Origin of the sequence: uncultured Jatrophihabitans sp., from assembly GCF_964244045.1 — a bacterium.
Taxonomy (GTDB): domain Bacteria; phylum Actinomycetota; class Actinomycetes; order Mycobacteriales; family Jatrophihabitantaceae; genus Jatrophihabitans.
The window spans coordinates 12,402-30,927 of sequence record NZ_CAXTHK010000008.1 but is presented as its reverse complement, the minus strand read 5'-3'; the positions used below and the strand labels follow the sequence as shown (position 1 = coordinate 30,927).

The following is an 18,526-nucleotide window of genomic DNA, read 5'->3' as shown; positions in this document are numbered from 1 at the left end:
CCGCGGTCACAGCGAGACGGCCCCGCGGCGAGCCTGTGCGTGCGGCGCGAGCCTGAACCGTTCGGGCACGCCGCCACGCCCGTCGACCAGGTCGGCCACCCACTCGCCGACGAGCGGCGCGAACTTCGCCCCGTGCCCGGAACATGGTGAGCAGACGACGACCGGCCCGACGCGGTCGATCACGAAGTCCTCGGACGGCGTCGTCGTGTACAGGCAGCTGGCCTCGCCGCGCGGCGTCGGGTCCAGGCCGGGCAGCCAGCGTCGGACGTAGTCCACGACGCGCTCGCGAACGGCGGGGTCCAGGTCGACGGGCGTCCCGGCGACAACGCTAGGGCCAGCGTCGTGCTCGCCGACCTTGCGGTCGTCGTCAGGGCCGCCGTCGCGACCGCCCGCCAGGTGGTACGTCGCGCGACCTTGCTCGTGAATCACGCTGGGCCACGGCGGAGCCGCCGGGTCCAGACGGGGGAAGTGGAACACCTGCTGCTGGGTCACCGTCAGCGGCGGCAGCGACACCACGCCGTCGAGCAGCACGGGCACCCGACTCGAACCTCGCCTCGGCGCCGTGGGCGACTGCGTCGGCCAAGAGCGCGGTGACGGCCGCGTCTGCGTCGAGCGTGCCGGCCTGGGCGTGTAACACGACGTCACCCGCGAACTCCATCCCCGGCCAACGGCGCGCCGCCTCGCTCGCGGGCATGAGCTCGTGCGCGACACCCGCTGCACTGAGGTGTCCGGCGATGGAAGCGACGTCGCGATCGGGGCCGAAGTCGAGCGCGCCGAGCATGCGCAGCAGGGGATCGGGCGACGGAACAGCCGACCACAGCTCGAACGCCCGCCCCGTGAACGAGGTGTACATCGCGTCGCCGTACGCGCGGCGCACGATGCGGGCCGAGCCGTGCGAAGACCCGTTGCGGTGCCCTGCCGCGAACTGCTCGAGCACCACCACCGGCCGCCCCCGACGCGCGATCGCGCGCGCTGCTGCAGCGCCCATCAGACCCGCGCCGACGATCACCACGGGCTCGTCCGACGCCATGACGCGAAGGTTATCGTCGCCTGGTGACCAGCGAACGCGACTACATCGACGACCACAAGCAGGACCTGCTCGACGACCTTGACGCCTGGCTGCGGATCCCGAGCATCAGCGCCCAACCCGACCGGCATGCCGACGTCCGCCGCAGCGCGGAATGGTTCGTCGACGCCGCTCGGCGCACCGGCTTCCCGACCGCCGAGCTCCTCGACGACGGCCCGTGGCTCCCGGCTGTCTACGCCGAATGGCGCAGCGACGACGCCGACGCCCCGACCGTCCTCGTCTACGGCCACCACGACGTCCAGCCCGTCGACCCGCTCGAGCTGTGGCACACCGATCCGTTCGACCCCACCCTGGACGGCGACGTGCTGCGCGCCCGCGGCGCGTCCGACGACAAGGGCCAGCTGCTGTTCCACCTGCTCGGCGTGCAGGCGCATCTCGCGGCTAGCGGCCGCAGCACGCCGGCCGTCCACCTGAAGCTGCTCATCGAGGGAGAAGAGGAGTCCGGCTCGCCGCACTTTCGAGAAGCTGCTGGAGGCGCACCGGGACAAGCTCGGCTGCGACGTCGTGGTCGTCACGACGCTCGAGCGTATCGGCGCCCGGCCGACGGCCGACGTGAACGGCATCGGCGGCGGTTACCAGGGCGCGGGCACCAAGACGATCATTCCCAGCGACGCCTTCGTCAAGCTCAGTTTCCGCCTCGTCGCGAACCAGGACCCGGCGAAGATCATCGCCGGCGTCGACCGGTTCGTCTCCGAGCACACGCCCGAGGGCATCGTCGCGAACGTCGAGTGGGAGGGCGACGGGGTGCGGCCGTGCCTCGTACCCCTGGGTACGCCGGCCTACCGCGCCCTCACCGAGGCGATCAGCGGAGCCTTCGACGGAGCCCAGGTGCTGCCTACCCGCGAGGGCGGCAGCGGGCCCGAGGCCGCGCTGCAGCAGGCCACCGGAGTCCCGCTCGTCTTCCTCGGCTTCATGCTGCCCGACGACCAGATCCACGCGCCCAACGAGAAGGTCTTCGTGCCGCTGCTCTACAAGGGCGCCGAGGCGGCCGCCCGACTGTGGTCCGGGTTCGCCGAGGTCGGCGCTGCGGCCCTGCGAAGCAGCAGCTGAGCCTCCGTAAGGTGAAGGACGTGCCGAGACCTCCGAAACTGCCGAGCCCGACCTTCGACCTCGTCCACCACACGCTCAGCAATGGGTTGCGGGTTGTGGTCGCACCCGACCGCTCAGCACCGGTCGTCGGGGTGGCCGTGCTCTACGACGTCGGCATCCGTTCCGAACCGGAGGGTCGCACCGGCTTCGCGCACCTCTTCGAGCACCTGATGTTCCAGGGCTCGGCGAACCTGGAGAAGCTCGAGCACTTCCGCTACGTGCAGTCCAGCGGCGGGACGTTCAACGGCAGCACGCACTTCGACTACACCAACTACTTCGAGGCGCTGCCGTCCAACGCCCTCGAGCGCGGGCTATTCCTCGAGGCCGACCGCATGCGTAGCCCGCGGATCACCGAGGAGAACCTCGCCAACCAGCTCGAGGTCGTCAAGAACGAGATCCGGGTCAACGTCATGAACCGGCCCTACGGCGGCTTCCCGTGGATCTCGCTCCCTGCTGTCCTGTTCGACACCTTCGCCAACTCGCACAACGGTTACGGCGGCTTCGAGGACCTCGAGAGCGCCACCACGGCTGATGCGAAGGACTTCTTCGACACCTACTACGCCCCGGCCAACGCGGTGCTGGCCGTCGCCGGTGATCTCGACGCCGACGAGACGCTGACCCTCGTCGAGCAGCACTTCGGCGGCATCACCAAGCGCACCGCACCGACGCGTCCGAGCTTCGCCGAGCCGGCGCTCACTGCCGAGCGTCGCGACACCATCGACGACGCGCACGCGCCGATCCCTGCCGTGGCAATCGGGTACCGGGTGGCGAATCCGGTCAGTGAGCTGGACGCGTTGCTCGCGCTGCTGTTGCTGGCAGAGGTGCTCACCGACGGCGACGCCTCGCGCCTGCAGCGCCGCCTCGTGCAACGCGACCACCTCGTCACCGACATCTCGGCCTACCTCGGGGAGTTCGGGGATCCGTTCGACGAGCGCGACCCCACAGCTCTGACGATCACTGCGCACTACCCCGATGCCAAGGCGCTCGAGGGCATCCTGCGCGCCATCGACGAAGAGCTCGAGCGCATCGTCGTCGACGGTCTCGAGCCCGGCGAGCTCGACCGCGTCCGCACCCGGCTCGTCAGCACGATCCTGCGCGACATGGACGCCGTCATCAGCCGGGCGTTGGAGTTCGCCAAGTTCGAGCTCATCCACGGCCGGGCCGAGTTGATCGCCGACCTGCCCGGCCGCATCTCTGCGGTAACACCCGACGACGTCCGCAAGGCGGCGAGCACGTTGACCCCTGATCGACGAGCCGTGCTCGAACTCATCGCCGGAGGCGCGCGATGACGACCACCCAGGAACGACTGCCGGTCCCCGCCCTCACCGCACCGCGCACCGCCAGGTCGTTGCGGGTCAGTGAGGCCGTGCTCGACAACGGCCTGCGGGTCGCCGCTGTGCGCAAGCCGGGCGTGCCGATCGTCGAGCTGCGGCTACGCCTGCCGTTCCTGTCGGCAAAGGCCGCGCACCCGGCCCAGGCCACCCTGCTGTCCGAGGCGCTGCTCACCGGTGCCGGCGACCTCGACCGCGCCGGGCTCGCCGCTTCCGTACAGGCGCTCGGCGCGGACATCGGCGTCTCGGTCGACGCCGACCGGCTCGTGGTGAGCGGCAACGCATTGGCCACCAGCCTCAAGCCGCTGCTCGAACTCGTCGCATCCGTGCTCACCGAACCGACCTACGCCAAGGCCGAGTTGACCACCGAGCGCGACCGGCTGCTCGAGAAGCTCGGCATCGCCCGGGCCCGCGCCGGCGTGGTGGCCAGCGAGGCGCTGGCGCACCGCATGTGGGGCGAGCACCCCTACGCCCTCGACCTGCCCACGCCCGACGACGTCGCCGCGGTTACTCCCGCGCAGGTCAAGGCACTGCACAAGGCCATGGTGCGGCCCGACGGCGGCACGCTCGTGCTCGTCGGTGATGTCGCGCCGGCGCGCATGATTGCCTTCGCGCAGGAGGCGCTCACGGGCTGGACAGGCACAGCCAGCAAGCCGCGCATTCCCGCCCTGCCCACCCCGCCCGGCGGACCCCTGCTGCTCATCGACCGCCCGGGTTCGGTGCAGACCTCGGTACGGATGGGTCGCATGGCGCTGACCCGTACCGACCCCGACTATCCGGCGCTGCAGCTGGCCAACCTGATCTTCGGCGGCTACTTCTCCTCCCGCTGGACCGAGAACATCCGCGAGGACAAGGGCTACACCTACGGCCCGCACAGCCGCCTCGAGCACCACGTCCTCGGCTCGACGCTCAGCCTCGAGGTCGAGGTCGCCACCGAGGTCACCGGCCCGGCCATGCTCGAGACCGCCTACGAGCTGGGCAAGATCGCGTCGCTGCCGGTAACGGCTGCGGAGCTCGAGTCAGTGCGCCAGTACGCGATCGGCAACCTGGCCATGTCGACGGCCACCCAGGCCGGTCTCGCGTCGACGCTGTCCGGCCTGTCGGCGTTCGGGCTCGGTCTCGACTGGGTCAAGGAGCAGCCGTCCCGGTTGCTCAAGACGACTGTCGACGACGTCTCGGCTGCTGCCGCTGAGTACCTTGCGCCGTCCGGTTTCACGTCCGTCCTCGTCGGTGACGCGGCCAGCATCCGCGGCCCGCTTGCTGCGCTGGGACCGGTCGAGTCGCAGGCACTCGAGTGACCCAGGTCGGGCCCGGCGGTGTCGTCCACGACGGGCCGCCCCTCGCGCGCGCCACGTGGGACCGCGCCGGGTTGCACCGCGGTGACGACGCCTGGCTCGAACAGGCCTGGTCCCGTGCACAGGTGCTGCTGATCAGCCCCAACTCGGCCACCCCGGTCGACGCAGCAGGCCGCGTCCTGCTTCGGTCGGCTGCCGACGCTCCGGACGGCCCGCGCCGCCTGCTCGGCGTCCTCGACGACGTGCCGCACTTCGCGGTGACCGCCGAACCCGACGGCGACGGCTGGCTGACGCTGCGCGACGTCGGTGCGTCCGTTGGCGACCTGCACGCCGGCCTGCTCGCGACCGCGATCGGGCTCGAGCAGTGGCATCAGAAGCACACGCACTGCCCTCGCTGCGGCACGCCGACCGCGGAGACGCAGGCGGGTTGGACACGCACCTGCCCTGGCGACGGCAGCACGCATTTCCCGCGCACCGACCCGGCCGTGATCATGCTCGTGCACGACGGCGGTGACCTCGCCCTGCTGGGTCGTAACCCGAATTGGCCCGACGGCCGGTTCTCCACCCTCGCCGGATTCGTCGAGCCGGGGGAGACGCTCGAGGGCGCGGTGGCCCGGGAGGTGTTCGAGGAGGTCGGCGTCGTTGTTCGCGACGTGCGCTACGTGGCCAGCCAGCCGTGGCCGTTCCCGGCCTCGCTGATGCTGGGCTTCACGGCCCGCCTCGACGGCGATCCTGAGCTGAGCCTCGACCCCGTCGAGATGGCCGAGGCCGGGTGGTTCACCCGCGATGAGATCCGCCGAGCCGCCGACTGGACGGATGACCGGACCGAGACGCCGCACCCGGACGGGATCCGGCTACAAGCCATCCCGCCACAGTTCTCGATCTCGCGCTTCCTCATCGACCGCTGGGTGGACGGGGACAGCTGAACCGCCGCTACGCCGGGCGCCGCAACCGGTCGCCCGGCCCGTTGTCGGTGTGCACCCGCAAGACGTCTGCCAACGCCGCAATTGTCACCTCGACGATCTCGCGTCGGTCGCCCATAGGGAACGCAGCATGGGTGTTGACGTGACCGAGCACCGCACCGAAGTCGTCTGCGGCGATCGGGGTCAGTCGAGCCTCGGAAGCGGGGCGGACATCATTGAGGCAGAACGGGTCCATCCAGCTGCGCAGGCGTGAACGGGACTCCCGCGAGCACGTCCAGGTGCACGGTGCGGACCGGCGAGCCTTGCGCGCCGCCGCGAGCGCCAGGTCGTGGGCCGCGAGCAGCGATGCGGCGGCAACCGAGAACCGATCACCGAGCGCTGTGGGTGCGCCCGCTGATCCCGGGCCGCGCAGGAACAGCGCCGACCCCAACTCCCGCTCCAGGCTGCTGACGTGCTTGCTCACCGCAGAGGTTGTGAGATTCACCCCGCATGGCGGGGAAGTCACGGCCATCGACATGGCCATCACGGCGACCTTCTGTCGATGACCTTGGTCCACCAGACCTCCGGGCCCGCGGCCCTGTCAGAGCGAGCGTTCGAGCTCGCGCAACGTCTGCTGCGACGTGTACTTCGGCTCCCAGCCGAGTAGCGAGCGAGCCCGGAAGGTGTCCATGACGACCGACGTCCGGCCGATGTGGACCCACTCGGCCATGGCCGGCATCAGCGGCAGCCGGGCGATCGCGGCCGAGGCGGCGCGCACCGTGGCCTGCGGGACGCGTACCGACCGGGTGCCTGTTGCGCGAGCAACGTCGCCGAGGGTGATCTCGCCCTCGCCGGCCAGGTTGTAGGCGCCGGGCACGCCGGCGCCGACGGCGGCCAGCGCGATGGCGGCGGCCACGTCGTCGTGGTGCACGAGCTGCAGCGGCACGCCCGGGTTCGGCGCGAGGGGCAACACACCCTGGAGCAGGCCCACCGCGCTCGCGAGCGGACTGGGCAGGGACTCGCGGATCGTGCGCCAGGGCATGTTGTCGGCCAGCGCCGGAGCCTTGGGTCCGGCCACGATGCACGGCCGAAGTACATACACATCGAGGTCGGTGCCGTCGGTGACCTCATGCAGCACCTGCTCGCACTCTGCTTTCTGCGCCGAGTAGTAGTGCTCGTCGGACCCGCGGGTCGGCACGTCCTCGGTCAGCGGCACGGGGTTGTCGGCGTGGTAGCCGTAGGCCGCGACGCTGGAGGTGTAGACCAATCGGTTCGCGCGCTCGGCGGCAACGGTGGCCTCGAAGACGTTGCGGGTGCCGGTGAGGTTGACGCGCCGGCTCTCGGTCCGGGAGCCCAGGATCAGGTAGGCGAGGTGGACGACGACGTCGGCGTCGGCCACCAGGTCGTCGACCGAGGCGCGGTCGAGGATGTCGCCCTGGCGGTATTCGGTGCGCGTCCAGCCGTGCGCGGCCGGGTCGAACGGGCGGCGGGCCATGCCCACGATCCGGTCCACCTCCGGGTGCTGCTCCAGCGCGGCCACCGCCGACATGCCGATCTCGCCGGTCGGGCCGGTGACGGCCACGGTCAACCCCATCGCATTGTCCCCTCTACGTGTGCCACGTCGTCGCAGCTGTTGCGACCTACCCCGAACCGTCGGTGTCGTCACGCGCGGAAGCCGGCCTGGCCGCGTGGCATCATCCAGGGGGTCGGCCCGAACGACGGGCCCCGTCGATGGCCCGGACGCGCCGCGAAGCGTCCTGTGCATGATCCGAGTACCGCGAAGGACCGCACCCCCCAACGCATGACGAGCGCGCCACGGGTCACCACCCGTCGCGAGCTCACGCAACGTCGTCGTCGGCGGCCGCACCGCTGCTGGGACCACCTGCTCGTGGCTCCGTTGTGGCCGATGCACGGCGCCAACCTCGGCACCCTGTTGCGCACCTGCGATGCGGTGGGGGCCTGCCTTGTGGTCCCGCGATTGCCGTGGGTGCCCGAGGCGCTCGCCCGCGGCAACACCCTGCGCCGACCGGCCTGCGTCCACTGGGTCGGACGCGACGGTGCGGTCTGGCTCGCGCGGCAGAGCGAAGACGCGGACACGACCGTGCTTGCCGTTGAGCTGGCGGACGAGGCGATCCGGCTGGGCGACCTGCCTGCGGCCCGAGGCCGGACCGTGGTTCTGCTCGGCCACGAACGGGACGGGGTGCCGCCGGCCGCCCTCGAGTACGTCGACCAGGCCGTGGAGATCCCGATGATGGGCACCGGCGCCAGTCTCAATGTGGCCGTGGCCGGGTCACTGGTGCTCTATCGGCTGGCCGGGCTGCTCTGACCGGCCACGGTGGAACGGCTCTCGACGCGCGCCTCCCGCGCGGCGAGCGCCAGCGCCGCGAGGGCCATGCCAATTGTCACGAGGAGCGCGGTCGAGTAGGCCTGGCCGTAATGCGCCGCGCGTGCGGTCCCGGACGCGGGGATGTGCGTGGACAGCTGGCCGTAGAAGACCGCGGTCAACGACGCCGCCCCGACGGCCGCGCCGACTCGCTGAGCGGTCTGCAGCATGCCGCCGGCCGTCGAGCCGCCCGCGACGTTGACCTCGCGCAGCGACAGCGCCTGGTTGGGGGTGATCACCCCGCCGCCACCCACGCCGGCCACGAGCAGCGAGGCCGCCAGGAGCAGCGCGACCGAGCGGTCGGAGAGCTGCCCGGACGACAAGTGCACAGACAGTGCCGCGCAGGCGATGCCGACGAGGAACGTGCAGAGCGCGACGACCAACACCTGCCGCCCGCGCGTGGTGACGAAGCGACCGGCCACAGGCGCGCCGATGACCGTTCCGACGGCCAGCGCCGATGCGGTGAGCCCCGACTCGAACGCTGAGAAGCCGAGGCCGTCCTGCAGGAACAGCGACAGCACCAGCGCGGTGCCGCTGAAGCCGGCGAAGTACAGCAGGGACAGGCCGAGCCCGTCGCTGTAGCTACGCACGCGGAACAGCGCGGTGTCGATGAGCGGGTGACCGCGGCGCCGCCCCGGCCCGCGTTCCCACCAGGCGAACACGCCAAGGACGGCCAGGGCCGGGACGATGAGCAGCAACCGGGTGAGGTTGCGATCGGCGTCGTACTCGACCACGGGGAACAGCACGCCGGCCAGGCCCAGCGCCAACAGTGCTGCACCTGGCAGGTCGAGCCGGCGCGGGTGAGCGCGCCTCGTGTCGCGCGGCAACATCCGCCAGACCAGAATGAACGCCACCGTACCTACAGGTACGTTGATCAGGAACGTTAGTCGCCAACCGATCTGGTCGCCGCCGAGCGCGATGATCGCGCCGCCGACGACCGGCCCGAGACCCTGCGCCAGTCCGATGTTCAGCCCCAGCATGCCGAACGCCCGGCCACGTTCGCGCTGCGGGAACAGCTGCTGAACCAGCCCGGACACCTGCGGGTTGATCAGCCCACCGGACAGTCCTTGCAGCACCCGGGCGCCGAGCAACACCGCCGGTGAGGGCGCGAGGCCGGAGGCCAGGCTGGTGAGCGCGAACCCGGCGATGCCGATCAGCAGCATGCGGCGCCGGCCCCGGTCGTCGCCCAGGCGGCCGGCGATGATCGGCACCATGCCGAACGCCAGCGCGTAACCCGACACGACCCATTGCAGCTGCGAGGCGTTGGCGTCGAGGCTGTTGCCGATCGAGGGCAGCGCAACGTTGACGATGGTTGCGTCCAGGATCGTCATGAACAGTGCGCTGAGGGCGACGGCGAGCAGGAACCAGCGCTGGGGATTCAGGTCGCTCTCGCCCGCAGTGTGGAGGTCCACCTAAGCTGCGCCGACGGTGTCGAATGCGCGCCACATGCGCGCGTAGCCACCGCCCAGCGCGAGCAGCTCGTCGTGTGTCCCGATCTCGGCCACCGTGCCGTTGTCGAGTACGGCGATGCGGTCGGCGACCTGCGCGGTCTGCAACCGGTGCGCGATGACGATGGTGGTGCGATTCGCGGACACTGAGCGCATGGCCGCGGTGACCTTGGCCTCGGTGGCAAGGTCGAGGTTCGACGTCGCCTCGTCGAGCAACAGGAGCGCCGGGTCGGCCAGCTGGGCCCGGGCGAGCGCGATGAGCTGCCGCTGACCCGACGACAGCGACGAGCCGCGCTCGGCGAGCTCGGTGAGATAGCCACCGGGCAACCCGGCCACGACGTCGTGTGCGCCGACGGCCCGGGCTGCGGCCTCGACCTCGGCGTCGGTCGCCGACGGACGTCCGTAACTGATGTTGTCGCGGACGGTGCCGGTGAACAGGAACGGCTCCTGCGGCACGTAGCCGAGGTGGCTGCGAAAGCCGTGCAGGTCAAGGGAGCGCAGGTCGTGCTCGTCGAAGCAGACCCGCCCGGTGACCGGGTCGTAGAACCGGGCGAGCAGCTTGAGCACCGTCGACTTGCCGGCGCCTGTCTCGCCGACGAGCGCGATGGTCTCGCCCGGCCGGACGGCCAGGTCAACGCCGCGCAGCGCGTCACCGGAGGCCGCGGACGGATAGGTGAACCGCACCTCCTCGACGGCCACTTCGCCCCGCGGTTCCGTGACGAACGCAGGCTGCGACGGTTCCGGCGTGAGCGTGTCCAGCGCCATCAGCTCGGCGATCCGGGCCACCGACACCCGAGTCTGCTGCCAGGCGTCGAACACCTGTGACAGCTGCTGGATGGGCGAGAAGAACAGGTCGATGTAGAGCAGGAATGCGATCAGCGCGCCGACGGTGAGCGATCCGTCGCGGATCAGCGAGGCCCCGACGCCGAGCACCAGCGCGTCGGCGACGGCGGCCAGGAACTGCACGAACGGGAAGTAGGTGGCCACCAGCCGCTGAGCTGCGATGCGGGACGACAGGTAGGCGCGGCCCAGGCCGTGGAAGTGCTCGCGGGTGGCCGCCTCGTGCACGAACGCCTGCGCCTCGCGCACGCCGGACAGGCTCTCCTGGAAGTCGGCGTTGACGACCGCGATGCGCTCGCGGGAGAGGTCGTAGAGCTTCGAGGCGCGCCGACGGAACCAGACCGTCGCGAACGACAGCGGGATGATCACGCTCAGCACGACGAGCCCGAGCTCGGCGTTGACGACCACCAGGGCCACGCCGACCCCGAGGAAGGTCACCATCGCGATGAGCGCCGACAGCAGGCCGTTCGACACCAGCGCCTCGAACTGGTCGACGTCGGTGGTCATCCGGGTCATGATCCGGCCGGCGAGTTCGCGTTCGTAGTAGTCCAGCGAGAGCCGCTGCAGCTGCGCCCAGATGCGGATGCGCAGCGAGAGCATGATCCGCTCGGCCGTGCGCCCGGTGATGAACGTCGAGCCGATCTGGACCACGAAGTCGATCAGAGTGACGCCCAGGTATGCGACGGCGGCGAGGACCAGTACGCGCTCGGCGTGGTGGGACACCCCGTCGTCGACCCCGGTCTTGACCAGGATCGGTCCGGCCACGCCGGCGAGCGCGTCGAGCACGACCAGCACGAGCCCGACCAGTAGCGGACGCCGGAACTGGCGCAGCAGACCGGTGAGGCTGAACAAGCGCTGGTGCGCGCTCTCGCGGGGCAGGTCGACCTCGGCAACGTCGCGTACCGGTGGCAGCTGCTCGACCTGCGCCAGCAGCTCGGGCGTCGGCGGCATTGCTCCGATGATCGAGTTGGTGCCGCCCCCGCCCTTGAGCCCGGCGCCAATGGTGTTGACAACAGTGGCGTGCCCTGGCCGCGCAGCTGCAGCACCCGTCCAGGCCGACGCGGTGACGCCGTTTTTCGTCAGCGAAGCGAGTGCCTCGATCGAGTCCCCGGCCGCGCGCAGCGGTGCCTCGTCGAGACCCGACAGCAGGCTGCGGTACAGGGCGCTGCGACCCGTCAGCTCGGCGTGGCTGCCGCTCTCGACAACGCGCCCGTCGTCGAGCACGACCACCCGGTCCGCGAGGTGCAGGGTCGACACCCGGTGCGCGATCAGGAGCGTGGTGCGATCCGCGAGGACTGCACGCAGCCCGTCGTGGATGGCCTCCTCGGTGCGGGCGTCGATGGCGCTGGTGGCATCGTCGAGCACGAGGATCGCCGGATCGGACAGGATGGCCCGGGCGAGCGCAATCCGCTGGCGTTGACCGCCGGATAGCGTCAGCCCACGCTCGCCGACGACCGTGTCGTAGCCGTTGGACAGCTCGGTGACGAACTCGTGGGCCTGGGCGGTGCGGGCCGCAGCCTCGATCTCGGCCTCGCTAGCGTCCGGACGGCCGTAGGCGATGTTGGCCCGGACGGTGTCGGAGAACAGGAAGCTCTCCTCGAACGCGACGCCGACCCGTCCACGCAGCGAATTCAACGTAAGTCCGCGGACGTCGTGCCCGTCGACCAGCACGCTGCCGGCATCGGGGTCGTAGAAGCGCGACACCAGCGTCGCCACAGTGGACTTGCCACTGCCGCTCGTGCCGACGATCGCCACCCGCTCGCCGGCCGCGATGTGCAGGTCGAAACCGTCGAGGACGGGGGCGTCGGGGTCGTAGCCGAAGCGCACATCGTCGAAGCGCAGTTCACCGCGCACCGGGGCCTTGAGCTCGACGGCGTCCGATGCGTCGGCGATCGCGGTCGGCGTGTCGATCAGCGAGAAGATCCGCTCGACGCCCGCGCGTGCCTGCTGGCCCACCGTCAGGACGGCAGCGAGCTGGCGCGCGGGGGAGACGAACTGGCCGACGTAGGTGCTGAAGGCGAGGAAGGTGCCGAGCGAGATGTGGCCGTGCAGGGCGAGCAGGCCGCCGCAGAGCAGGACCGCGACCTGGGCCAGCGTCGGGATGGTCTCGAGCAGCGGTTGGTAGCGCGCGTTCAACCGGGTGGCTCGCATGCGCGCGCCGTACAGGTCCTCGGCCGCCGCGGCGAGGCGCTCGAGCTCGCGGGTCTCCTGCCCGAAGGCCTTGACGACGCGCACGCCGGTGACGCCCTCGTCGACGATCTGCGCGACGTCGCCCTCGCGCTGCTGCCCGTCCCAGGTGGCCGGGAAGACCCGCCGCCGCATCCGGTACGACACGACGAACAGGGCCGGCATGACGACGAGTGCGAGCAGCGCCAGTGGCGGCGACAGCACGAACATGACGACGAGCGCCAGCAGCATCATGATTAGGTTGCCGGTCATCAGCGGCAGGAACTGCAGCAACCCCTGGACGAGCGCGGAGTCGGAGTTCGCACGCGAGACCAGCTGGCCGGTCGGCATCCGCGACAGCGTTCGCTGGTCCATCGTCAGCAGGTGGTCGTGGATGGCGTTGCGCAGGTCGAACTGCACGTCGAGCGCGAGCTGCCCCCCGCGGTACCGGCGGACGTACGCGAGCGCGAAGGTGATGCCTGCTGCAACGAACAGGATGATGAGCCACGGCCACAGGGCGTCGGTGCCGTCGATGACGTTGTCGACGATCTGCCGGGCGACGAGCGGCACCGAGATCTGCGCGGCGCTGCCGAGAACCGCCGCGACGAAGGCCAGGACCAGATTCGTGCGGTGGCGCATGAGCTGGCGCCACAGCAGACGAACCCACCCGGGTTGCTGTTCCCCGGGATCGTTAGTCACGTTAACTAATACTACGTGCGACGTGCTGGCGATGGCTGGCATGTCGATCACCTCGATCACGCTGGTGACCACCGTCGTGTCCGGACGCATCGGCGACGTCAACGGGCGCATCGACGATCTCCACACCCGTTTCGACCGGCTCGACTCGAAGGTTGATTCACTGACCGACGCTGTAGCCGACCTCGGTGGACGGGTCGCCGCCCGCGAACGCTAGCTTCGTTCGACGTGTCTCTCGTCAGAGTCCTCGGACGGCCGGGTGCTTCGGGTCGTCGAGCTTGATCACGACGTCGGCCACCCGGATCGGCTCGACGTCATGGTCGTAAGCATCGAAGGCGGGCAGCGTCCAGGCTTCGTGCTCGGGTGTTCGGCGCGCCCGGGCCGCGGCCGACATGGTCAGGTGGACGGTGCGGTCAAAGGGCAGCTCCTGGCCCAGCAGCAACGCGCCGCTGACCAGCACGACGGTGCCCGGCTCCGCATGCCGGACCGCCTCGCGGGTCGAGCGGTTCGTCCGCGGGTCGCGCAGTGACGGCAGGTACGTGCCGGACGCGACGAGCGGATCGAGCACCTCACGCCGCAATGCGCCGGCGTCCAGCCAGGTCCGGTAGCTCTCGACGTCGTGCCGGCCGTACTCGAGGCGCAGAGACGCGTCACGCCAGAACGTCTCGGCCCGCACGTGCGCGCCGGGACGCCCCCGGAACCGCAGCGGCTCGATGAGCGCCTCTGCCAGCACCTCGGGCTGCGCACACGGCGGACCGTCGATCGCCACGCGCACGAAACTCGGACTCCGTTCGATCAGGTCGGCGAGCCGCTCGATCGCGACGTCCAGGTCGAGCGGGACGAAGTGCCGTCCCAGGCTCAAGCCGCCAGCTTGTCCTTCACCTGCGCCACGCTCGGGTTGGTGAGCGCCGTACCGTCCTCGAACACGACCGTGGGCACAGTGCGGTTGCCGCCGTTGACGTTCATGACGATGTCGGCCGCGCCCTCGGTGCGCTCGATGTCGACCTCGTCCCACTCGATGCCCTCACGCTGCAGGCCGCTCTTGAGCCGCGCGCAGAAACCGCACCAGGTGGTGGTGTACATCGTCATCATCGGACGTCGCCTCTCGTCGGTAACTGAGACGGGAACGCGGACCGGACGATCCACATTCCGGCCCACCAGCCGACGGACTGTCGTAGCTCGCTGGCAGTATCGGTCAACGTGCCAGACGCGGACCGCATCCTCGAGGGTCTCGACCCCGAGCAGCGCGAAGCCGCTGCCGCGGTACGCGGGCCGGTGTGCATCCTGGCCGGCGCGGGGACCGGCAAGACACGGGCCATCACCCATCGCATCGCCTACGCCGTGCGCACCGGCGCGATCGAGCCCAACCAGCTGCTGGCCGTCACCTTCACCGCCCGCGCGGCCGGCGAGCTGCGTACCCGGCTGCGCACCCTCGGCGCGCACGGGGTGCAGGCCCGCACCTTCCACGCCGCCGCGCTTCGCCAGCTGCAGTATTTCGCACCCCGGGTACTCGGCGGCGGCATGCCCCAGGTCGTCGACAATCAGCTGCGCCTGGTCGGCAACGCCGCGGCCCGGCTGCGGATGCGCGTCGACCGTACCGAGTTGCGCGACCTCACCGGCGAGATCGACTGGGCCAAGGCGGTGCTGGCCACGCCCAAGTCCTATCCGGCGAAGGCACGCGCGGCCGGCCGGGAGACCACCTCGACGCCCGAGACGGTCGCCAAGCTCTACGCCGAGTACGAAGCAACCAAGAAGCGCAGCGGCCAGATCGACTTCTCCGACCTGCTGCTGATCATGTCCGCAGCCATGGAGGAACATCCCGACGTCGCCGAGCAGGTGCGCAGCCAGTACCGGCACTTCGTCGTGGACGAGTACCAGGACGTCAGCCCGCTCCAGCAACGGTTGCTGGATGCGTGGCTCGGCGACCGCACCGATCTCTGCGTGGTCGGCGATGCGAACCAGACGATCTACTCCTTCGCCGGGGCCACCCCAGAACATCTGCTGGGCTTCCGCCGTCGCTTCCCGGACGCGGTGCTCGTGCGGTTGCACCGCGATTACCGCTCCACCCCGCAGGTCGTCGAGCTGGCCAACAGGCTGGTGGGCGGGGGAGCGGCCGGCGTGACGCTTGTGGGCCAGCGACCCGAGGGCCCGATGCCGACCTTCGCAGAGTTCGACGACGAGCCGGCCGAGGCCGCCGACGTCGCCACTCGATGCAAGGCGTTGATCGCCGCCGGTACGCCGGCGGCCGAGATCGCGATCCTGTTCCGCATCAACGCCCAATCCGAGGTGTACGAGGCCGCGCTTACCCGCGAGGGCGTGCCCTATGTTCTGCGCGGCGGCGAGCGGTTCTTCGACCGCGCCGAGATTCGCGAGGCGCGCCTGCTGCTGCGCGGCGCTGCGCGCAGCGGCGAGGTCGGCGACGATGCCCTGCCCGACGCGGTCCGCGGGGTGCTCGGCAGCCTGGGTTGGTACCCCGACAACGCACCGCCGAGCGGTGGAGCGCGAGAGCGCTGGGAGTCCCTGGCCGCGCTTGTCACACTTGCCGACGACCTGCTGGCCACCGTGCCCGACGCCACGCTCGAGATGTTCGTCGCCGAGCTCGACCAGCGCGCGAGCGCTCAACACGCACCCACCGTGCAGGGCGTCACGCTCGCGTCGCTGCACTCCGCCAAGGGCCTCGAGTGGGACGCGGTGTTCCTGGTCGGGCTGACGGACACGACGGTGCCCTACCAACACGCCACCACGCCCGAGCAGATCGCCGAGGAGAAGCGGTTGCTCTACGTCGGCATCACCCGGGCCCGCGAGCGGCTCGCGTTGTCGTGGGCGCTGGCCCGCAGCCCCGGTCAGCGCCGCGGTCGCAAGGCCAGCCGCTTTCTTGACGGGCTGCGGCCGGCCACCGGCGCACGGGTCTCCCCGAAGCGCGTCAAGTCCGAGCGTCCCGAGGCCGCCGACGCCGAGTTGTTCGGCCGGCTGCGCGAATGGCGCAAGCTGCAGGCCGCGGCGCAGAGCGTCCCGCCCTACGTCGTGTTCAGCGACGCGACGCTCGTGGCCATCGCCGACGCCCGACCGAAGAGCCGCGCCGGGCTGGGCCAGATCTCCGGCGTCGGCCCGACCAAGCTCACCCGCTACGCAGACCCGCTGCTCGAGCTACTCGGTGGCGCCGACCCGGCAGCGGTCCAACCGGTGGAGGTGGTCTGACATGTGTGACGCGACGCTGGGTTTCGGTTACGACGGCGACGGCGGGCTGGGCGATCGGCTCGTCGCGGCCGTCGTGCGTGGCGACAAGACAGCGACGTCGTCGCTGGCCATCGAATATCTCAGCGGCGAACCGTTGCCGAGGGTCGGGCAGTTCCTGACCCTTGTCGACGGCGACGGACGCGCGCACGGCACCGTCCGAACCACCGGTGTCACCATCACCCCGCTGCATCTGGTCGGCGACGACGTCGCGTTCGCCGAGGGCGAGGGCTACGCCGACGCGGCCGCCTGGCGGCGCGGGCACAAGGCGTTCTGGCGCGACATCACCGACCTGGTCCGCGCCGACGCCGGCGACCCGACCTGGCAGCTGCGCGACTCCGAGCCGGTCGTGGTGCACCACTTCGAGCTGGTCGGCGTCCTGCGTGCGGCAGACTGACGATCAGACGACGGTCGCGAGCTCGGCGTCGTCGTCGACCAGGGCGGGCGGTTCGCGCACGACGGCGGCCAGCAGGGCGGCGGCGAGCGTCAGTACCACGGCCACGACGAGCGCCAGCTGCACGCCGTCCAGGAACTCGGCGACGAAGGGCCGGAACGGTGCCGTCCGCGCCAGCTGCTTGAGGTCGAAACCGCCCGGGCCACCGCCGGTCTGCAGGAGGGCGACTGCCTTGTCGCGGCCGCCGACGAGCTTGAGCAGGAACGGGTCGAACTTGTCGACGGCAGCGGTCAGATGCGCGTTGACGATTGCGCCGAGCGCGGCCACGCCGACCACCGCCCCGAGCTGGCGTGCCGTGTTCGTCGCCGAGGCTGCCATCCCCGAGCGCCGTGCCGGAATGTGCGTCAGCACCGCTGACGTCAACGGGACCACCGTGATGCCGAAGCCGAGCCCCGCGACGGCCAGAGCTACCGACAGCAGGCCGAAGGACAGCTGTGAACCCTCGCCGAGCTCGGCGCGCGCGAGCAGCATGCCGGCGGCACCGAGCACGCAACCGACCACCGTCGGCGATTTGGCGCCGGCCCGTGCCACCCACGCGCCGGCCGCGAGCCCTCCGACCACGATGGCCGCGGCCATCGGCGCGAACATGCCGGCCAGCCGTTGACCGGAGTAACCCAGCCCGATGTCTAGGTACAGCGCGGTGAAGAAGAAGATCGCGAACACCCCGAAGTAGACGGCGAACGCCGCGAACAGCGACGAGCCGACGATCGGGGTCCGCACGGCCCGCAGGTCCAACATCGGCGTCGACGCCCGCAACTCGACCGGCACGAACGCGATGAGGCACAGGGCCCCGACAACGAACAGGGCGATGACCCACCATGTCGAGTAACCGTCGTACTCGCCGGAGATCGCTGCGAAGATCACCGCTGCCAGCCCCGTCGCGCTGAGCAGGACGCCGGCGCCGTCGACCGCGCCGGGTTCGGGGTCTCGGCTCTCGGGGACGAAGGCGAGCACCGTCACGAGCAGCACCAGCGCCGCGGCCAGGTTGAACCAGAACACCGAGCGCCAGTCACCGGCAGCGACAAGCAGTCCGCCGAGCACCGGGCCGAGGGCCAGCGCGAGTCCCGACACAGCTGACCAGGCGCCCAGCGCCCGCGCCCGCTCAGCCCGCGCGGGATAGAGCTGGCGGATCACCGACAGCGTGCCGGGCTCGCACGCAGCAGCGCCCAGGCCCATGACCGCACGGCCGGCAATGACCACTGCAATACCCGATGCGAGGGCGCACATCAGCGAGCCGATCCCAAAGATCACGACACCTGCGAGCATGAGGCGTCTGCGTCCGAACCGGTCGGCCAGCGTGCCACCGAGCAGCATGAGGCTGGCGAACACCAACGCGTAGGCATTGATCACCCATTGCAGCGGCACGACGCCCGCTGAGATGTCGGACTCCAGATCGCCCAACGTGACGCTGACGATCGTCGTGTCGAGGAAGGTCAGGAACAGCACCGACAGAACGGTGGCCAGGGCGGCACCTCGGGACGCGCGCAGCTCGGCCATGTCGGACAGTCTGGCAAAGCGATCAAGGACCGGCTCGCGAGCACTCGTTGCGACCACCAAGAACTCACCGAATAAATGAGTTGCGGGCTGTTGCAGGCCGCCGA

The 18,526-nt window shown here is 70.6% G+C and carries 16 protein-coding genes and 1 pseudogene; 8 read left to right on the top strand and 9 right to left on the bottom strand.

Annotation, left to right across the window (positions count from 1 at the left end; genetic code table 11):
* Window positions 1-6: 6 nt before the first annotated feature.
* Together ACFFC4_RS08330 and ACFFC4_RS08325 are read right to left on the bottom strand one after the other, a co-directional pair.
* Window positions 7-477: an FAD-dependent oxidoreductase gene (locus tag ACFFC4_RS08330; RefSeq protein WP_375499678.1), complete on the bottom strand. Its 471-nt coding sequence runs from the start codon at window positions 475-477 to the stop codon at window positions 7-9.
* Window positions 368-1,030: an FAD-dependent oxidoreductase gene (locus tag ACFFC4_RS08325; RefSeq protein ID WP_375499676.1), complete on the bottom strand. Its 663-nt coding sequence runs from the start codon at window positions 1,028-1,030 to the stop codon at window positions 368-370. Before ACFFC4_RS08325 ends, ACFFC4_RS08330 begins: the two co-directional genes overlap by 110 nt.
* Before the next feature lie 23 nt (window positions 1,031-1,053).
* Here ACFFC4_RS08325 and ACFFC4_RS08320 point away from each other — a divergent pair.
* The 4 genes and pseudogenes from ACFFC4_RS08320 to nudC all read left to right on the top strand — a co-directional run bounded on the left by ACFFC4_RS08320 (window position 1,054) and on the right by nudC (window position 5,728).
* A pseudogene (locus tag ACFFC4_RS08320) lies at window positions 1,054-2,137 on the top strand (M20/M25/M40 family metallo-hydrolase).
* A 20-nt stretch (window positions 2,138-2,157) separates the two neighbouring features.
* Window positions 2,158-3,465: a M16 family metallopeptidase gene (locus ACFFC4_RS08315; RefSeq protein ID WP_375499674.1), complete on the top strand. Its 1,308-nt coding sequence runs from the start codon at window positions 2,158-2,160 to the stop codon at window positions 3,463-3,465.
* Window positions 3,462-4,805, top strand: coding sequence for a M16 family metallopeptidase (locus ACFFC4_RS08310; protein WP_375499672.1), 1,344 nt, complete (start codon window positions 3,462-3,464; stop codon window positions 4,803-4,805). The genes ACFFC4_RS08315 and ACFFC4_RS08310 overlap by 4 nt, the downstream gene beginning before the upstream one ends.
* Window positions 4,802-5,728: an NAD(+) diphosphatase gene (nudC, locus tag ACFFC4_RS08305; protein WP_375499670.1), complete on the top strand. Its 927-nt coding sequence runs from the start codon at window positions 4,802-4,804 to the stop codon at window positions 5,726-5,728. Before ACFFC4_RS08310 ends, nudC begins: the two co-directional genes overlap by 4 nt.
* 7 nt (window positions 5,729-5,735) lie before the next feature.
* On the opposite strand, the gene ACFFC4_RS08300 is transcribed toward nudC, so the two are convergent.
* Both ACFFC4_RS08300 and ACFFC4_RS08295 read right to left on the bottom strand, forming a co-directional pair.
* On the bottom strand, window positions 5,736-6,236 hold the full coding sequence (locus ACFFC4_RS08300) for a LysR family transcriptional regulator (protein WP_375499881.1): 501 nt from the start codon (window positions 6,234-6,236) through the stop codon (window positions 5,736-5,738).
* A gap of 69 nt (window positions 6,237-6,305) precedes the next feature.
* On the bottom strand, window positions 6,306-7,298 hold the full coding sequence (locus ACFFC4_RS08295) for an NAD-dependent epimerase/dehydratase family protein (protein ID WP_375499668.1): 993 nt from the start codon (window positions 7,296-7,298) through the stop codon (window positions 6,306-6,308).
* A 207-nt stretch (window positions 7,299-7,505) separates the two neighbouring features.
* Here ACFFC4_RS08295 and ACFFC4_RS08290 point away from each other — a divergent pair, with 207 nt between their 5' ends.
* Window positions 7,506-8,030 carry a TrmH family RNA methyltransferase gene (locus ACFFC4_RS08290; RefSeq protein WP_375499666.1) on the top strand — a complete coding sequence of 175 codons (525 nt, stop codon included), beginning with the start codon at window positions 7,506-7,508 and terminating at the stop codon, window positions 8,028-8,030.
* Here the strand turns inward: ACFFC4_RS08290 and ACFFC4_RS08285 are convergent.
* Window positions 8,006-9,499 carry an MFS transporter gene (locus tag ACFFC4_RS08285; RefSeq protein ID WP_375499664.1) on the bottom strand — a complete coding sequence of 498 codons (1,494 nt, stop codon included), beginning with the start codon at window positions 9,497-9,499 and terminating at the stop codon, window positions 8,006-8,008. The two genes, ACFFC4_RS08290 and ACFFC4_RS08285, sit on opposite strands and share 25 nt — an antisense overlap.
* Window positions 9,500-13,240, bottom strand: coding sequence for an ABC transporter ATP-binding protein (locus ACFFC4_RS08280; protein WP_375499662.1), 3,741 nt, complete (start codon window positions 13,238-13,240; stop codon window positions 9,500-9,502). It lies immediately after the preceding gene.
* Between the two features lie 31 nt (window positions 13,241-13,271).
* Here ACFFC4_RS08280 and ACFFC4_RS08275 point away from each other — a divergent pair, with 31 nt between their 5' ends.
* The gene (locus tag ACFFC4_RS08275; RefSeq protein WP_375499660.1) at window positions 13,272-13,454 is read left to right on the top strand and encodes a hypothetical protein; all 183 of its coding nucleotides are present in this window, start codon (window positions 13,272-13,274) and stop codon (window positions 13,452-13,454) included.
* 21 nt (window positions 13,455-13,475) lie between these two features.
* Here ACFFC4_RS08275 and ACFFC4_RS08270 read toward each other — a convergent pair whose 3' ends face one another.
* Window positions 13,476-14,099 carry a uridine kinase gene (locus ACFFC4_RS08270; protein WP_375499658.1) on the bottom strand — a complete coding sequence of 208 codons (624 nt, stop codon included), beginning with the start codon at window positions 14,097-14,099 and terminating at the stop codon, window positions 13,476-13,478.
* Window positions 14,096-14,329 carry a mycoredoxin gene (locus ACFFC4_RS08265; protein ID WP_375499656.1) on the bottom strand — a complete coding sequence of 78 codons (234 nt, stop codon included), beginning with the start codon at window positions 14,327-14,329 and terminating at the stop codon, window positions 14,096-14,098. The genes ACFFC4_RS08270 and ACFFC4_RS08265 overlap by 4 nt, the downstream gene beginning before the upstream one ends.
* Before the next feature lie 108 nt (window positions 14,330-14,437).
* Between ACFFC4_RS08265 and ACFFC4_RS08260 the strand changes: the two genes are divergently transcribed.
* Window positions 14,438-16,435 carry an ATP-dependent helicase gene (locus ACFFC4_RS08260; protein WP_375499654.1) on the top strand — a complete coding sequence of 666 codons (1,998 nt, stop codon included), beginning with the start codon at window positions 14,438-14,440 and terminating at the stop codon, window positions 16,433-16,435.
* A gap of 1 nt (window position 16,436) precedes the next feature.
* On the top strand, window positions 16,437-16,868 hold the full coding sequence (locus tag ACFFC4_RS08255) for an ASCH domain-containing protein (protein WP_375499652.1): 432 nt from the start codon (window positions 16,437-16,439) through the stop codon (window positions 16,866-16,868).
* 3 nt (window positions 16,869-16,871) lie between these two features.
* On the opposite strand, the gene ACFFC4_RS08250 is transcribed toward ACFFC4_RS08255, so the two are convergent.
* On the bottom strand, window positions 16,872-18,422 hold the full coding sequence (locus ACFFC4_RS08250) for an MFS transporter (protein ID WP_375499650.1): 1,551 nt from the start codon (window positions 18,420-18,422) through the stop codon (window positions 16,872-16,874).
* Between the last annotated feature and the right edge of the window lie 104 nt (window positions 18,423-18,526).